General features: G+C 67.6%; 20 protein-coding genes and 1 pseudogene. 13 read left to right on the forward strand and 8 right to left on the reverse strand.

Annotated features, from left to right (window positions below):
* The 3 genes from ACT4N3_RS04905 to ACT4N3_RS04915 form a co-directional block, all read right to left on the reverse strand.
* Positions 1-713, reverse strand: a 713-nt coding sequence (locus ACT4N3_RS04905) for an SDR family NAD(P)-dependent oxidoreductase (RefSeq protein WP_444854091.1), incomplete at its 3' end; no start/stop codon positions are given.
* On the reverse strand, positions 710-1,339 hold the full coding sequence (locus ACT4N3_RS04910) for an HAD family hydrolase (RefSeq protein ID WP_444854092.1): 630 nt from the start codon (positions 1,337-1,339) through the stop codon (positions 710-712). The genes ACT4N3_RS04905 and ACT4N3_RS04910, both read right to left, overlap by 4 nt.
* Positions 1,336-1,599, reverse strand: a complete 264-nt coding sequence (locus tag ACT4N3_RS04915) for a DUF3572 family protein (RefSeq protein WP_444854093.1) — start codon at positions 1,597-1,599, stop codon at positions 1,336-1,338. The genes ACT4N3_RS04910 and ACT4N3_RS04915 overlap by 4 nt, the downstream gene beginning before the upstream one ends.
* Positions 1,600-1,616: 17 nt before the next feature.
* Between ACT4N3_RS04915 and ACT4N3_RS04920 the strand changes: the two are divergent.
* A pseudogene (locus ACT4N3_RS04920) lies at positions 1,617-1,976 on the forward strand (response regulator); the annotation flags it as partial.
* A gap of 195 nt (positions 1,977-2,171) precedes the next feature.
* Here ACT4N3_RS04920 and rpmG read toward each other — a convergent pair.
* Positions 2,172-2,339, reverse strand: a complete 168-nt coding sequence (rpmG, locus tag ACT4N3_RS04925; protein WP_374407680.1) for a 50S ribosomal protein L33 — start codon at positions 2,337-2,339, stop codon at positions 2,172-2,174.
* Positions 2,340-2,658: 319 nt separating this feature from the next.
* On the opposite strand from rpmG, the gene ACT4N3_RS04930 reads away from it, so the two are divergent.
* From ACT4N3_RS04930 to ACT4N3_RS04940, 3 genes are read left to right on the forward strand one after another with little or no spacing between them, the layout of a single operon-like run.
* Complete coding sequence (locus tag ACT4N3_RS04930) at positions 2,659-2,961, forward strand: hypothetical protein (RefSeq protein WP_444854094.1); 303 nt, start codon at positions 2,659-2,661, stop codon at positions 2,959-2,961.
* An 18-nt stretch (positions 2,962-2,979) separates the two neighbouring features.
* Entirely contained in the window at positions 2,980-3,543 is a 564-nt protein-coding gene (locus tag ACT4N3_RS04935) for a TMEM165/GDT1 family protein (protein WP_444854095.1), read from the forward strand.
* Positions 3,544-3,590: 47 nt separating this feature from the next.
* Complete coding sequence (locus tag ACT4N3_RS04940; RefSeq protein WP_444854096.1) at positions 3,591-5,186, forward strand: cisplatin damage response ATP-dependent DNA ligase; 1,596 nt, start codon at positions 3,591-3,593, stop codon at positions 5,184-5,186.
* A gap of 59 nt (positions 5,187-5,245) precedes the next feature.
* On the opposite strand, the gene ACT4N3_RS04945 is transcribed toward ACT4N3_RS04940, so the two are convergent.
* The 4 genes from ACT4N3_RS04945 to ACT4N3_RS04960 form a co-directional block, all read right to left on the reverse strand.
* A complete protein-coding gene (locus ACT4N3_RS04945) occupies positions 5,246-5,593 on the reverse strand; it encodes a hypothetical protein (protein ID WP_444854097.1) in 348 nt (115 codons plus the stop codon).
* A gap of 70 nt (positions 5,594-5,663) precedes the next feature.
* Complete coding sequence (locus tag ACT4N3_RS04950) at positions 5,664-6,011, reverse strand: hypothetical protein (protein WP_444854098.1); 348 nt, start codon at positions 6,009-6,011, stop codon at positions 5,664-5,666.
* Between the two features lies 1 nt (position 6,012).
* Positions 6,013-6,786 carry a cold-shock protein gene (locus tag ACT4N3_RS04955; protein WP_444854099.1) on the reverse strand — a complete coding sequence of 258 codons (774 nt, stop codon included), beginning with the start codon at positions 6,784-6,786 and terminating at the stop codon, positions 6,013-6,015.
* A gap of 142 nt (positions 6,787-6,928) precedes the next feature.
* A complete protein-coding gene (locus ACT4N3_RS04960) occupies positions 6,929-7,891 on the reverse strand; it encodes a DUF808 domain-containing protein (protein ID WP_444854100.1) in 963 nt (320 codons plus the stop codon).
* A gap of 114 nt (positions 7,892-8,005) precedes the next feature.
* Between ACT4N3_RS04960 and ACT4N3_RS04965 the strand changes: the two genes are divergently transcribed.
* The 9 genes from ACT4N3_RS04965 to sucC form a co-directional block, all read left to right on the forward strand.
* Entirely contained in the window at positions 8,006-8,623 is a 618-nt protein-coding gene (locus ACT4N3_RS04965; RefSeq protein ID WP_444854101.1) for a ribonuclease D, read from the forward strand.
* Positions 8,616-9,254: an LPS export ABC transporter periplasmic protein LptC gene (locus ACT4N3_RS04970; RefSeq protein ID WP_444854102.1), complete on the forward strand. Its 639-nt coding sequence runs from the start codon at positions 8,616-8,618 to the stop codon at positions 9,252-9,254. Before ACT4N3_RS04965 ends, ACT4N3_RS04970 begins: the two co-directional genes overlap by 8 nt.
* Positions 9,251-9,793 carry an LptA/OstA family protein gene (locus ACT4N3_RS04975; RefSeq protein WP_444854103.1) on the forward strand — a complete coding sequence of 181 codons (543 nt, stop codon included), beginning with the start codon at positions 9,251-9,253 and terminating at the stop codon, positions 9,791-9,793. The genes ACT4N3_RS04970 and ACT4N3_RS04975 overlap by 4 nt, the downstream gene beginning before the upstream one ends.
* 93 nt (positions 9,794-9,886) lie before the next feature.
* Positions 9,887-10,666 (forward strand): LPS export ABC transporter ATP-binding protein, encoded by a 780-nt coding sequence (gene lptB, locus ACT4N3_RS04980; protein ID WP_444854104.1) that lies wholly within the window; start codon positions 9,887-9,889, stop codon positions 10,664-10,666.
* A gap of 127 nt (positions 10,667-10,793) precedes the next feature.
* The gene (gene rpoN / locus ACT4N3_RS04985; RefSeq protein WP_444854105.1) at positions 10,794-12,311 is read left to right on the forward strand and encodes an RNA polymerase factor sigma-54; all 1,518 of its coding nucleotides are present in this window, start codon (positions 10,794-10,796) and stop codon (positions 12,309-12,311) included.
* Positions 12,312-12,365: 54 nt separating this feature from the next.
* Positions 12,366-12,623: a type II toxin-antitoxin system RelE family toxin gene (locus ACT4N3_RS04990; protein WP_444854106.1), complete on the forward strand. Its 258-nt coding sequence runs from the start codon at positions 12,366-12,368 to the stop codon at positions 12,621-12,623.
* 7 nt (positions 12,624-12,630) lie between these two features.
* Positions 12,631-13,023 carry a helix-turn-helix domain-containing protein gene (locus ACT4N3_RS04995; RefSeq protein ID WP_444854107.1) on the forward strand — a complete coding sequence of 131 codons (393 nt, stop codon included), beginning with the start codon at positions 12,631-12,633 and terminating at the stop codon, positions 13,021-13,023.
* A 28-nt stretch (positions 13,024-13,051) separates the two neighbouring features.
* A complete protein-coding gene (locus ACT4N3_RS05000; protein ID WP_444854108.1) occupies positions 13,052-13,312 on the forward strand; it encodes a hypothetical protein in 261 nt (86 codons plus the stop codon).
* 228 nt (positions 13,313-13,540) lie between these two features.
* A partial coding sequence (gene sucC, locus ACT4N3_RS05005; RefSeq protein WP_444854109.1) for an ADP-forming succinate--CoA ligase subunit beta occupies positions 13,541-14,391 on the forward strand: 851 nt, incomplete at its 3' end.

A 14,391-nucleotide genomic window follows, 5' to 3' on the forward strand; every position in this document is an offset into this window, starting at 1 on the left:
CCGGCGAAGCTCTGGTTGACCGGCATCAGCTCGAGCGCGTTGATGTTGACGTGCGGCGGCAGGGTCGCGACCCACCAGATCGTTTCGGCGATATCCTCGGCGGTCAGCGGGTTCATGCCGGCATAGAGCGTGTCGGACGCGGCCTGGTCGCCGCCCGTGCGGACGAGGGTGAATTCCGTCTCGACCATGCCCGGCTCGATCGAGGTGACGCGCACCCCTGCGCCGTGCAGATCGGCGCGCAGATCGAGCGAGAATTGCCGGACGAACGCTTTCGTCCCGGCATAGACCGCGCCGCCGCGATAGGGATAGCTCGCCGCGACCGAGGAGAGGTTGATCACCGCTCCCTTGCGCGCGATCAGGCCGGGCAGCATCGCCCGGGTGAGCGCGACCAGCCCGGTGATGTTGGTCTGGATCGCGGTGTCGAGGTCCGCGAAGGCGCTGTCCCGCAGCGTGCTCAGCGGCGGCGGCAGGCCGGCATTGTTGAGCAGCACATCGACGTCGGGATGGGTCTGCGCGACCGGCGCCAGGGCGTCGATGTCGCGCATGTCGAGCGCGAGCGGCTCGAACGCGTCGCCCAGCTCGGCCTTCAATTCGTCGAGCCGCTCCACGCGCCGGCCGGTGCCGATCACGCACCAGCCGTCGCGGACGAAGCGCCGCGCCGCCGCCGCGCCGATGCCGGCTGTCGCGCCGGTGATGAAGATCGTCTTGCTCATCCGTGCTGCTCCGCGGGCGCGCCGGCGAGCCTTTCGAGAATCCAGGGCAAGGCCGCGTCCCAATCGTCGATCCGGGCATGGGCATGCGGCGCCGGCGGCCAGAGCTTCGCCATATTGGGCTCGGCGACCATGTGCAGCCGCCAGACCTCCGGCGCGTGCTTCAGCACCGATTCGTGATGGACCGGAAGGTCGTCGACGAAGACGGTGGCCGGCGGCCGCAGCTCGTCGATCAGCTCGCGGACCGGCCGCCCCTTGCCGCCCTGGTTGCACAGCACCCGGTGGCGGATGTCGAACGCGGCGAGCTGTTCCACGCGGTTGGCCTGATAGTCATCGCCGATATTGGTGAGGATGACGATCTCGGCTTGGTCCGCGATCGCGGCGAGTGCTGAAACCGCGCCGGGAACGACATTCTGTCGGTGCATCTCGCGCTCGAAGAAGAGGTCGAGCAACGCCCAGATCCGCTCCTCCGGCACATGGGCGCCGCTCTTGCTGGTCAGCGCCCCGGCGAAGCTCGGCGCATCGAGCCGCAGCCGCAAGTCGGTCGTCTCGTCGATCCATTCGGCGAAATGCGGCATGAAGCGGAGGATCACCTCGTCGCAATCGCTGATGAAGAGCGGGCGGCTCATGCCTCCAGCCGCCGCCGTGCCTCGGGCAGGCTCGCCGGCGCGACGCCGATCGCTGCCGCGCAGGCGATCAAATCGGGCTCGTGCGCCTCGAGGAAACGCAGCGCCGCGGCGAGCATTTCCGGCTCGCCGAGCCGTGCGCGCAAGTCCTCCGGAGCGAGGCCGGTGAGCGCCAGGAAGCGGTCCGCGCGGACGTCGTCGCCCAGCGTCCAGCCGAGCGCGTGGAGCGCCAGCGCCGCGTCATTTGTCGGATCGTCCGCCATCTTCTAGGGATGGCGCCGTGGCGCAGAAAATCCTGGTTGTCGAGGACAACGAGCTCAATTTGAAGCTGTTCTGCGACCTGCTGCGCGCGCACGATTATGTAGCCGAGCCGGTGCGCGACGGGCGCGAGGCGGTGGCCAGCGCGCGCGCCTTCGCGCCCGATCTCATCATCATGGATATCCAGATGCCTTATGTCAGCGGCCTGGAGCTGATCGAGGAGATCAAAGGCGACGAGGAACTGAAGGCCACGCCGATCATGGCGGTCACCGCTTATGCCGCGCGCGGCGATGAGGAGCGGATCCGCGACGCCGGCGCGGAAGGCTATGTCTCGAAGCCGATCTCGGTGGTTCGCTTCGTCGAGGCGGTGCGCGTGCTGCTGGAGGCGGCGCAGGAGCCGGTGGTGGATGAGCCCGCGTTGCTCCCCGGCGAAGGCCGGGGCCCAGGCGCCGCAGGCGCGGAAACAGAAGAAGGAAAGCTGGATCCCGGCCGCAGTTTATCCAGAGCGACGCCGCGGGCGGCGTCGAAGGGCCGGGATGACGCGGGACCTAAGGGCGAGACGCCCTAAGGTCGCGCGTCACTTGATCTTCGCTTCCTTGAACTCGACGTGCTTGCGCGCGACGGGATCGTATTTCCGGAAGGTCATCTTCTCGGTGATGTTCCGCGGATTCTTCTTGGTGACATAATAAAAGCCCGTATCGGCGGTGCTGACGAGCTTGATCTTGACCGTGGTCGGCTTGGCCATGGCGGGCCTCTTTCTCAGACATGAAAAAATAAAGCGGCGAAACCGCCGCCTCCGTTGCCGCGCCCTCTGCCGCCGCAGGGCGATTCTGTCAAGTGAGCAGGTCGCCCACGGCTGCTTCGCAGCCGAGCTGCGGCTTCCGGCAGTCCCCCGGACTGCCGCGCACCTGCGCTCTCCCAGACACGGCACCGGATTGCCGGGGGCAATTCGCACCTGCTCAGCGCCCGATCGCGGCGGGTTAACGCGACGGTAACCATAATCGTCGATGGTCGCGCCGGACAAAGGCCTGGGGGCTGGACCAATGCGGGGCGATATCGACGGAATGACCATCATCCGCGCGGAATTGTGCGACCGGCTCGACAGCCTCAGCGCCGCCGCGCAGCGAATGACGGTGCGCGAGCTAGTTCAGGGCATCGCCACGATCCGCACGGTTGCCGGGGCCTATGGCATGATCCCGGTCGTCTGCGTCGCCGACGCCTTCGAGCGCGCCGTCCGCGCCGAGCCGCGCGGCTGCCCGGCCGGCCTCTATTTCGAGCGTCTCAGGGACGCGATCGGCTGCGGCGCGGCCGATGACGACGCGGGAACGCGGATGATTGCCTCGATCTCGGTCCGTCTCAGCGCCTGAAGGCGCTACACGATCTTCATGGACGCATTGGTTGCCAGCTTCGTCGCCGCCTTCCTCGGCGAATGGGGCGACAGGACGCAATTGCTGCTTGCCGTCCTCGCCGCGCGCACCGCGCGCCCTGGTACGGCTTTCGCCGGCATTGCCGTTGCCGTGGTCGCGGCGAGCCTGCTCGGGGGCTTTGCCGGCGGCGCACTGGTCGGGCTGATGTCGATCCGCGCGGCGGGTCTGCTCGTCGCCCTCGCGCTCGGCTTGGCCGGGCTTGCCGGTCTGTTCCGGCGGCGGATGCCTGATCCGGGCTCGCTCCGACTGCCGCTGATCTTAGCCGCGTTCGTGATGGCGCTGGCCGCCCAGGTCGGCGACCGGACCCCTTTCATCACCTTCGCCCTCGCCGCCCGCTTCGATGCGCCGCTGCTTGCCGCGGCCGGCGCCTCCGCTGGTGCCCTCGCCGCCTGCATTCCCGCCGTCTTGCTCGGCGACACGCTGGCGAAAGCCGTTCCGCTCCGCGCGATCCGCCTGATCAGCGCGGTACTTTTCCTTTTCGCCGGAATCGCGACTGGGCTCAGCGCCCTCCGGCTGATCTAGCGCAAGCCCTTGCGCGCGTTCGCGATAAGCGAAACAAGCGCCGCCGCATGCGCGATTTCTCCCAGCTGCTCGACGCGCTCGTCTACACCCGCTCGCGCACCGCGAAGCTGAAGCTAATCGGCGACTATCTTCTCCGTGCGCCCGATCCGGACCGCGGCTACGCGCTCGCGGCGCTGACCGGCGAGCTCGATCTGCCGGGCGTCAAGCCGGCCGTGATCCGGGCGCTGGTCGATGAGCGGGTCGATCCGGTGCTGTTCCGGATGAGCCGCGACTATGTCGGCGACATGGCCGAGACGGTGTCGCTGCTCTGGCCGAAGCCCGAAGAGGCCTGCGACCTCGACGACGGCACGTTGCGGCTGTCCGCGATGGTCGAGCGGCTGGCGACCCTGGGAAAGTCGGAGGCGCCGGCGGCGTTGGCGCACATGCTCGATCATCTCGATCCCAGCGGGCGTTTCGCGCTGCTGAAGCTCGCCACCGGCGCGCTCAGGATCGGCGTTTCCGCCCGACTCGCCAAGGTCGCGCTGGCCCAGGCGTTCGATCTCGAAATCGATGCGCTGGAGGAGGTCTGGCACGGCATCGATCCGCCTTATCTCCCGATCTTCGCCTGGGCCGAGGGCAAAGGCGAGCAGCCGATGGCCCACGACGTCCCCGTCTTCCGCCCGTTCATGCTCGCCCATCCGCTCGACGAGCTGCGTATCTCGATGGAGGATTATGCCGCGGAGTGGAAATGGGATGGCATCCGCGTCCAACTCGTCCGCGCCGGCGGCGAGACCCGGCTCTACAGCCGCGCCGGGGACGTTATCTCGCGAAGCTTTCCCGACGTGGCCGAAGCGTTCGACGTCGACGGCGTGCTCGACGGCGAGTTGCTCGTGCGCGGCGATACGCAGGGCGGCGGGCTGGAAGCGGCCGGGGCGGCGAGCTTCAACGCGCTCCAGCAGCGGTTGGGCCGCAAGCAGGTCTCGGTGAAGATGCTCGGCGACTATCCCGCCTTCGTCCGGCTCTACGACATCCTGTTCGATGGCGATGAGGATTTGCGCGCCCTGCCCTGGGCCGAGCGGCGCGCGCGGCTCGAAGCCTTCGTACCGCGCCTCGATCCCGAGCGCTTCGATCTGTCGGCGACGATAGACGCGGCCGATTTCGAGGCGTTGGAGGAAATCCGCGCCGGCGCCCGCGACGCGGCCATCGAAGGCGTAATGCTGAAGCGGCGCGACAGCCCGTACGTCACCGGCCGCAAGACCGGCCTCTGGTACAAATGGAAGCGCGATCCGCTCACCGCCGATTGCGTGCTGATGTATGCGCAGCGCGGCAGCGGCAAGCGCTCGTCATTCTATTCCGATTACACGTTCGGCTGCTGGACCGATGACGGCGAGCTGCTCCCGGTCGGCAAGGCCTATTTCGGCTTCACCGACGAGGAGCTGAAATGGCTCGACCATTTCGTCCGCAACCACACGCTCAATCGCTTCGGCCCGGTGCGCGAGGTCGAGAAGACGCTCGTGCTCGAGGTGGCGTTCGATTCGATCCACTTGAGCAAACGGCACAAGTCCGGCCTCGCGATGCGCTTCCCGCGCATCGCCCGGATTCGCACCGACAAGCCGGCCGCCGAGGCGGACCGGATCGATACGCTGCTGAAGCTGGCGACCTAGAGCCAATAACGAGACCATGATCCACGCTTCAGGCTGGAGCAGCCTGAAGCGATCATGGTCTAGGCCGTCGGGTGCGACACGGGCGGGGCGAGCGCCTCGCCGAGCGCGCGGAAGTCGCGCACCGGCATGGCCGCGCCGCACCGGCGGAGCAATGCGGCGCGGGCCGCATCGCTTGCCGGCGCCGCGTCCGCCGCGGCATCCGGATCGAAATCCGAGGCCCCGGCGTCGATCCGCCCGAGGAAATATTGCGCCGCGACCTGACCGGCGGCGCTGAGGCGGGGATCTTCGTCCCCGGCCAGCGACGCCATCAGGCCGAAGCACTGACGGTCCAGTGCCGGGCCGGCGTTCTCGCCTGGCGCAGCAAGGGGTGAAGCCGCCAAAAGGGCGGCGATGAGCACGCTTTCCATGCCGCTCCAATTAAGCGGCAATCATGGAAGATGGCTCGCCGGAACTGGTTTACGTTCCGGTAGGCATGATTCACCGGCGGGTGGGCTGCCCTTCGCGCGCACCGATCCGGTTGCCGACGTCCACCAGCCGCTGGCCGCGCGCCTGCATATATTCAGCGCAGGCCGGAATGATCCGCGTGCCCTCGTCCTCGCGCATATTACGCGTCTCGCGCCAGATCGCCGCTTCCAGCTCGGCGTCGGGAACCCGGCCGTCGATCCGCCCGAAAAAATATTGCGAGGCGGTGCTGGCCGCGCTGCGCGCGGTCTGATCCCCGGATTGGGACATCTGGCCGAGCGCGATCATGCAGCGGACGTCAAAGGTCAGCGTCCCTGGCGTGGCGGTCTGAAGCGCGAGCAGCAACGCGGCGGCGACGCCCATGCTACTGGATCGGGACCAGGTTCACCGCCGCCGTCTTGCCGCGCCGGTCGACCTCCAGCTCGAACTCGACCCGGTCGCCCTCATTGAGGGAGATCATGCCCGCCCGTTCGACCGCCGAAATGTGGACGAACGCGTCCGGCTGGCCGTCGTCGCGGGTGATGAAGCCGAAGCCCTTGGTCGCGTTGAAGAACTTGACCGTGCCCGACGCCTTCTCGCCGGTCAGCTGGCGCTGCGGCCCGCCGCCGCGCGCACCGGCGGCGTCGCCGCCCCGATTCTCGACCGGCAACGGATCGCCGTCGATCTTGAGATCGGTGGCCGAAATGCGGCCACCGCGATCGACGAGGGTGAATTCCAGCGGCTGGCCTTCCGCCAGGCCCTGCAGCCCGGCCTGCTCGACCGCCGAGATGTGCACGAACACATCCTCGCCGCCATCGTCGCGGGTGATGAAGCCGAAGCCCTTGTGCGGGTTGAAGAACTTGACGATGCCCTTGGCCTCGCCGACGACCTGGGGCGGCATTCCGCCGCCGCCGCGCGGGCCGCCGAAGCCGCCTCCACCGCCGCCGCCACGATATCCGCCGCCGCCGCCGCCGCCGCCGAAGCGATCGCCGCCGCCACCGCCGAATCGGTCGCCGCCATAGCCGCCCCCGCCGCCATAACGATCGCCGCCGCCGAAGCCGCCGCGCTCGGCGCCGCCGAAATCGTCACCGCCGATATTGTCGCGCTTGTCTCTGCCGCGTCCTCCGCGCTCGCCGCGGCCGCCTCTGTTGAAACCCATCTTGCTTAAACACTTCCCGCGCCCAATCCCCTGTCAGAACCGCCGCGCCGGGCAAAGCGCGAAAAGGCCGCCGCGCCGGAACGGCCGGCACGTCGGGCGAATCCATAACCGAAAACGCTCCTGTGGGCGAGGCTCTTTCGACTCAGCCTTCTTCGGGCGCCGCGCCATGGCCGCCGCGCATGTGCGCGAAGCCATGATGGAGGGCGACGATCACCGCGCCGATCGCGAAACCGATCAGGCCGCTGATCCCCGCGTCCGCAGCCCATTCGACGATGCCGCCATGCGCGCCGACCCAGTCGGCGGGATGCAGGCCCACGCCATGAACGATGATCTGGCCGCCCACCCAGAGCATCGCCGCCGTTCCGATCAGCGCGAGGCCCGAAAGCAGCTTCGGCATCGCATGGACGAGGCCGCGGCCGATCGCGCGGCGGGCAGCCGATCCCTCCTTCGCCATGTGCAGGCCGATATCGTCCATCTTCACGATCAGCCCGACGACGCCGTAGACGCCGATCGTGATCGCGACCGCCACGATCCCCAGCGCCAGCGCCTGGGCGACGACGGGTGGCAGGCCTTCACCGACGTCGGCCAGCGCGCCGCCCGAGGCCAGCTCGGCAAGCGCGATCGCCATGATCTCGGCCGAGAGGATGAAGTCGGTCCGGATCGCGCCGGCGACCATCACTTCCTCATGGTCGGAGGCATTGAGCGTCGCCACCTCCTCGGCCAGCTCTTCGCCTTCACTTTTCGCGATGTCGCGCAGCTTCTCGATCACCTTCTCCGCCCCCTCGAAGCAGAGATAGGCGCCACCGACCATCAGGATCGGCGTGATCGCCCAGGGCAGAAAAGCGCTGAGCAGCAGCGCGACCGGCAGGATGAACAGCAATTTGTTCTTCAGCGAGCCCTTGGCGATCCGCCAGATGATCGGCAGCTCGCGCTCCGGGGTGAAGCCGGTGACATAGCGCGGCGTCACCGCCGCATCGTCGATCACCACCCCCGCCGCCTTGGCGCCGGCGCGGCCGGCCGCGAGGCTGACATCGTCGACCGAGGCCGCGGCGAGCTTGGCGATCGCGGCGACGTCGTCGAGAAGGGCGGCGAGGCCGCTCGGCATGGGTATCCCCCGTTCTGGCTGGCCGCTTCCTCTAGATGCTCGGGCCGGGCGATCAAGCCCGCCGGCCGCGAAGGCATTGAGCGTTCAGGCGCTTGCGCCTATCTGCCGGGGACGATGGCTGTTCATTTCCACGAGGAAGACCTGCCGGCCGATGCGCTTGGCGACGGCGCGGTCGCGGTCGATACCGAGACGATGGGGCTCGCGCTCGGGCGCGACCGGCTGTGCGTCGTCCAGATCGCCGACGGGCGCGGCGACGAGCATCTCGTCCGCTTTTCGCCCGGCAGCGATTATGCGGCGCCGAACCTCAGGGCGGTGCTCGCCGATCCGGCGCGGCTGAAGCTCTATCATTTCGCCCGCTTCGATCTCGCCTCGATCCAGGCCTATCTCGGAATCATCGCCGCGCCGGTCTATTGCACCAAGACGGCCTCGCGGCTGGTCCGCACCTACACCGACCGGCACGGGCTCAAGGATCTGGTGCGCGAGCTGCTGGGGCAGGAAATCTCCAAGCAGCAGCAGACCTCGGACTGGGGCGCGCCGGAGCTTTCCGACGCGCAGAAGGATTATGCCGCGGCCGACGTGCGCTACCTCCACCAGCTCAGGGAGAAGCTCGACGAGCGCCTGGCCCGCGAAGGGCGCACCGCTTTGGCCCGGGCCTGCTTCGATTTCCTCCCCCATCGCGCCGCGCTCGATCTCGCCGGCTGGCCCGAGCAGGACATTTTCGCCCATGTCTGAGGCGGCCGTCCGCGACGCCGCGATCAAGCGCGGCTGGGCGCGGCCCGGGGCGGCGCACGACCGGCTGATCGGGATCATGAAGATCGCGCTGCCGGCGTTGATCGGCATCGTCCTGGCCTTTCTCGTCTTCGCCCCGCTCGAGGAGAAGCAGGAAGTCAGCTTCCTGCTCAAGAAGGAGGATGTCGGCCGCGCCGAGGAAAGGATGCGGGTCCAGGCGGCGCAATATCGGGGGCAGGACAATCAGGGCCGGCTGTTCGTGCTCAACGCCAGGCAGGCGCTCCAGCAAAGCTCCCGGGTACCGATCGTGGAGATGGCCGGGATGAGCGCCGAGCTTCAGCTCGACAACGGTCCGGCCCGGATCGAGGCCGGCCGCGCCCGCTACGACACCAGCCAGGAGCGGGTGCAGGTGATCGGCCCGATCCTGTTGTCCGCGGCGAACGGCTACCGGATGGTCACCCATGACGTCGTCGTCGATCTGCGCGGCCGGCGGCTGGCGAGTCAGGGCAGCGTCGAGGGCCAGATGCCTTTGGGCCGCTTCTCGGGCGGCCGGCTGGAGGCCGATCTCGGCAGCCGCACCGTGGTGCTGACCGGCCGGCCGCGGCTCCACATTGTCCAGGGAGCGATCAGATGAGCCGCCTGCGCTGGGCCGCGCTCGGCCTGACCGCCGGATGCTGCGCCGCGCTCGCCGCGATCCAGCCCGCCGCCGGGCAGGGCGGCGCGTCGGCGCTGAAGGGCCACGACACCAATGCGCCGATCGACGTCGCCGCCGACCGGATCGAGGTTCAGGACCGGGCCGACCGGGCGATCTTCTCCGGCAACGTCCAGGTCCGGCAGGGCAATATGAACCTGAGCGCCAGCCGGATTACCGTCGCTTATGCCAATGCCGGCGGGATCGAGGTCGAGCGGGTCGAGGCGTCGGGCGGCGTCACGCTGCGCAGCCCGTCCGAAACGGCGCGCGGCCAGTTCGCGATCTACGACACCGGCCGGCGGCTGGTGACGATGATCGGCGGCGTCGTCCTCACCCGCGGCGATTCCAACCTGCGCGGCGGCCGGCTGGTGATCGATCTCAACAGCGGCCGGGCGGTGATGGACGGCGGCGCCCCCGGCGCGCCGGGCCAGACCGGGCGCGTCACCGGCCGCTTCACCGTGCCCCGGCGGACCGGCGGCTGAGCCGTTCCGCCCCGTCGTCCGTTTTCCATGCAAGACTCTTGCCATTCTTGGGCCTGATCGCCTAACCGATTCAGCGCGATAGCCGGAGCCTGAATGAACGAGACCCTCGCCGTCGAACGCCCGGCCGCGGATGCGGCGCTGGAGGCGATGACGCACGGCCTCGCGGTGGTGTCGATCGCCAAATCCTATGACAAGAAAGCGGTGCTGACCGACGTCAGCCTCGGCGTCGACCGCGGCGAGGTGCTCGGCCTGCTCGGCCCCAACGGCGCCGGCAAGACGACCTGCTTCTATTCGATCATGGGCCTGGTGAAGCCGGATTCGGGCCGCATCCTGCTGGACGGCGAGGACATAACCGGCCTGCCGATGTACCGCCGCGCGATCCTGGGCCTCGGCTATCTGCCGCAGGAAACCTCGATCTTCCGCGGCCTCACCGTCAGCCAGAACATCATGGCGGTGCTCGAGATCGCCGAGCCGGACCGGCGCGCGCGCGAGGAGCGGCTGGAGGAGCTGCTCGCCGAATTCCATATCGAGCGGCTTCGCGACGCCCCCGCCATGGCGCTTTCGGGCGGCGAGCGTCGCCGTTGCGAGATCGCCCGCGCGCTCGCCGCCAAGCCCTCGATCATGCTGCTCGACGAGCCCTTCGCCGGCATCGATCCGATCTCGATCCAGGACATTCGCGATCTCATCGCCCAATTGAAGACGCGCGGCATCGGCGTCCTCATCACGGACCATAATGTCCGCGAGACGCTGGAGATCGTCGACCGCGCCTGCATCATCTATGGCGGCCAGGTCCTGTTCGCCGGCAGCCCTGAGGACCTCGTCGCCGACGAGAATGTCCGCCGCCTCTACCTCGGCGAGAGCTTCGAGTTATGACGGCGCCGGCTTTGCTTCTCCCCGTTCGGGCTGGGCCTGTCGAAGCCCATTCCTTCTTCCCGTCGCCGGAAGAAAGAAGGCCCTTCGACAGGCCTAGGGCGAACGGAATCTGATGAGCTGATTTCCCATGGCGCTCGGGCCCCGCCTCGAACTTCGGCAATCGCAATCTTTGGTGATGACGCCGCAGCTGCAGCAGGCGATCCGCCTGCTCGCGCTGTCGAATCTCGAGATCGAGAGCTTCATCGCCGAGGAGATCGAGAAGAATCCGTTGCTCGAGGCCGCGCGCGAGGAGGGCGACACGCCGCCGGCCGAGGCAGACCCCCCCGCCGAGCCTGACACGGACTTCGATGCTGACGATTTCGACGATTTCGACGCCGCACCGACGGCGGACGCCGCCAGCGGCGAGGCGGCGCTCGACGTCGATCATGACGGCGAGGATTTCCATCAGGACAGCGCCGCTGATCGCATGACCGGGCCGGACCTGGGCCTGGGCGAAATCGGCGGGGGCGGCCATGACGGCGAGGGGCCGGATTTCGACGCTTTCGAAGGCGGCTCCCCGTCGCTGCACGAGCATCTGATCGCCCAGGCCGGCGAGGCGCTGAGCGGCGGCGAGTTGCTCGTCGCCGAGGCGATCATCTTCGAGATCGAGGAAACCGGCTATTTCACCGGCCAGCTGCTGGCGATCGCGCAGCGGCTCGGCGTCCCGCTTGTCGAGGTCGAGCAGATTCTCGCGGTCGTGCAGACCTTCGATCCGGCCGGGATCGGCGCCCGCAACCTGGCCGAATGCCTCGCGCTCCAGGCGAAGGAGGCGGACCGCTACGATCCGGCGATGGCGCGGCTGATCGCCAATCTCGATTATCTCGCCAAGGGCAATCTCGCCGCCCTGAAGCGGATCTGCCAGGTCGACGACGAGGACATGGCGGACATGATCGCCGAGCTGCGCGCTTATGATCCCAAGCCCGGCTGCCGCTTCACCGCCGCGTCCGAGCGGTCCGATACGGTCGTCCCCGACGTCTTCGTCACCAGGGGCAAGAACGGCTGGGCGGTCGAATTGAACAGCGCCACCTTGCCGCGGCTGCTCGTCAACCGGGTCTATTATAACGAGCTCGCCGGCGGCCCGCAGGACAAGCAGTCCAAGGCCTGGCTCAACGAATGTTTGCAAAGCGCCAACTGGCTGCTGAAGGCGCTCGACCAGCGCGCCCGGACGATCGTCAAGGTGGCGAGCGAGATCGTCACCCGGCAGGACGGCTTCTTCCGCCACGGCGTCTCGCAGCTGAAGCCGCTCACCTTGCGCCAGATCGCCGAGACGATCGGCATGCACGAATCGACCGTCAGCCGGGTCACCTCGAACAAATATCTCTCCTGTGAGCGCGGCCTGTTCGAGCTCAAATATTTCTTCACCAGCGGCATCCAGTCGTCCGACGGCGGCGACGCCGCGTCGTCGGAAGCGGTGAAGAGCCGGATCAAGGCGCTGATCGCCGCCGAGGCGCCGGACGCCATTCTCTCCGACGATACGCTCGTCGACATGCTCAAAGGCGAAGGCTTCGACATCGCGCGCCGCACCGTCGCCAAATATCGCGAGGCGATCGGGCTGGGGAGCTCAGTGCATCGGCGCCGGCAGAAGGCGATCGGCCGGGCGGCCTAAGGTGATATATTTTGATATAGACAAACATGTCAAATCGTTATATCTGGGCAAGCAATGTCGAAGCGGATCGTCTACAGCCGCGATGCGCAACGAACGCTGCGGCGCATCGATCGGGCGACATCCGCGCGAATACGCGAAAAGATTGCCTTGCTGGCGCGCGATCCCGAGGCGCTCGCCAACAACATCAAGGCGTTGAAGGGCCATGCGGGATTGCTGCGTCTGCGCGTCGGCGATTGGCGCGTAATTTACACTGATGACTTGCGAGTGCTGTCGGTTGTGAAAATCGCTTCTCGCGGATCGTCCTATGAATGAGGATGGCATGAACTACGAGCCGCAGACCTTCTCCGCCCCAGACGGCACCGAGATGGTGATACTTCCGGCTGCCGATTACGCCCGGCTCAAGCTGCTAGCGGAGGAAGGCGAGGATCTGGCTGAGGCGCAGCGGACATTGGCGCGGATCGAAGCCGGCGAGGGGACGATGCCGGGTGACGTGCTGGATATGATCCTCGACGAAAATCTCCACCCCGTTGCCGCATGGCGTCGCTATCGGCGTCTCAGTCAGGCGGCGCTGGCCCGCAAGACCAAGCTCAGCCAGGTCTGGATCAGCCGCATCGAGCGGGGCGGCGGCTATGGCTCGCGCGAGACGCGCCGCAAGCTCGCCGAAGCGCTGGAGGCGCCGCTCTGGGCGCTCGAGGATGAGCATGGAGGATGATGCGCTTGACCGCGAGATCGCCGAAGCCGTGCGCGAATATGAGCGGCTCATCGGCGGCTACGCGGCCTATACGCACAGGATGCTCGAACAACTAGGTTCAGTTACGGCGCTCGGGCGGCTGATGTCGGAGGCGCGCATCCAGAAGGGGCTGAGGACGCTCGCCAAAGCTGGCCGGCTGGAGCTCAGCTTCGAAGCGGTTATTCTTCGGCATCCTGTCCGATTTCCAAAAGCGGTTGTCGAAGCGGCCGAATGGCGTTTGGCGCGCGCTCGCAGCGGCGATTTCGACTGAAGGCCGGCAAGCCCGGATCCTCGATTCCCGCTTTCCTACACGGGCGGCTTTGGTTCAGATGGCTTCATGCGTCGATCTACTCATACGCAGGTTTCGCCGCAGGGCGCCGTCCGGCAGAGGAACTTTTTTCTCCTCAGGGAAGCTGAAACTTATGAAACTTCCGGCGCTACCGCCGAGGCGGGCGGCGGGGGTGGATTCGTGTGGCCTGCTATGCTTTAGCCGCGCCCCATGAACATCCACGAATATCAGGCCAAGGAATTGCTCGCCAAACATGGCGTGCCGGTGCCGGCCGGCCATGCCGCGATGAGCGTCGACGAGGCGGTGGCGGCCGCCGCGCAGCTGCCCGGGCCGCTTTATGTCGTGAAGGCGCAGATCCATGCCGGCGGGCGCGGCAAGGGCAAGTTCAAGGAGCTTGGCCCCGACGCCAAAGGCGGTGTCCGCCTGGCGCATACGTCCGAGGAAGTCCGTGCGGCGGCGTCGGACATGCTTGGCAACACGCTCGTCACCATCCAGACCGGGCCGCAGGGCAAGCAGGTCAACCGGCTCTACGTCACCGACGGCGTCGACATCGCCAGGGAATTCTACCTCGCGTTGCTCGTCGATCGCGCCACCGGCCGGGTCGCCTTCGTCGCCTCGACCGAGGGCGGCATGAACATCGAGGAGGTCGCGCACGACACGCCCGAGAAGATCCACACGCTGACCATCGATCCGGCGACCGGCTTCATGCCGCATCATGGCCGCGCCTTCGCTTTCGCGCTCGGGCTGGAGGGCGATCTCGCCAAGCAGGCGCAGAAGGTCGCGAAACTGCTCCACGACGCCTTTGTCGCACTCGACGCCAGCCAGATCGAGATCAACCCGCTGGCGATCACCGACAAGAATGAGCTGCTCGTGCTCGACGCCAAGGTCGGCTTCGATTCCAACGCCGAATTCCGTCATCCCGATCTCGAGGCGCTCCGCGACGTGACCGAGGAGGACCCGATGGAGGTCGAGGCCGCGAAGCACGACCTCGCCTACATCAAGCTGGACGGCAATATCGGCTGCATGGTCAACGGCGCCGGCCTCGCCATGGCGACGATGGA

The organism is Sphingosinicella sp. (genome assembly GCF_052388015.1).
In the GTDB taxonomy this organism is placed as follows: Bacteria; Pseudomonadota; Alphaproteobacteria; order Sphingomonadales; family Sphingomonadaceae; genus Allosphingosinicella.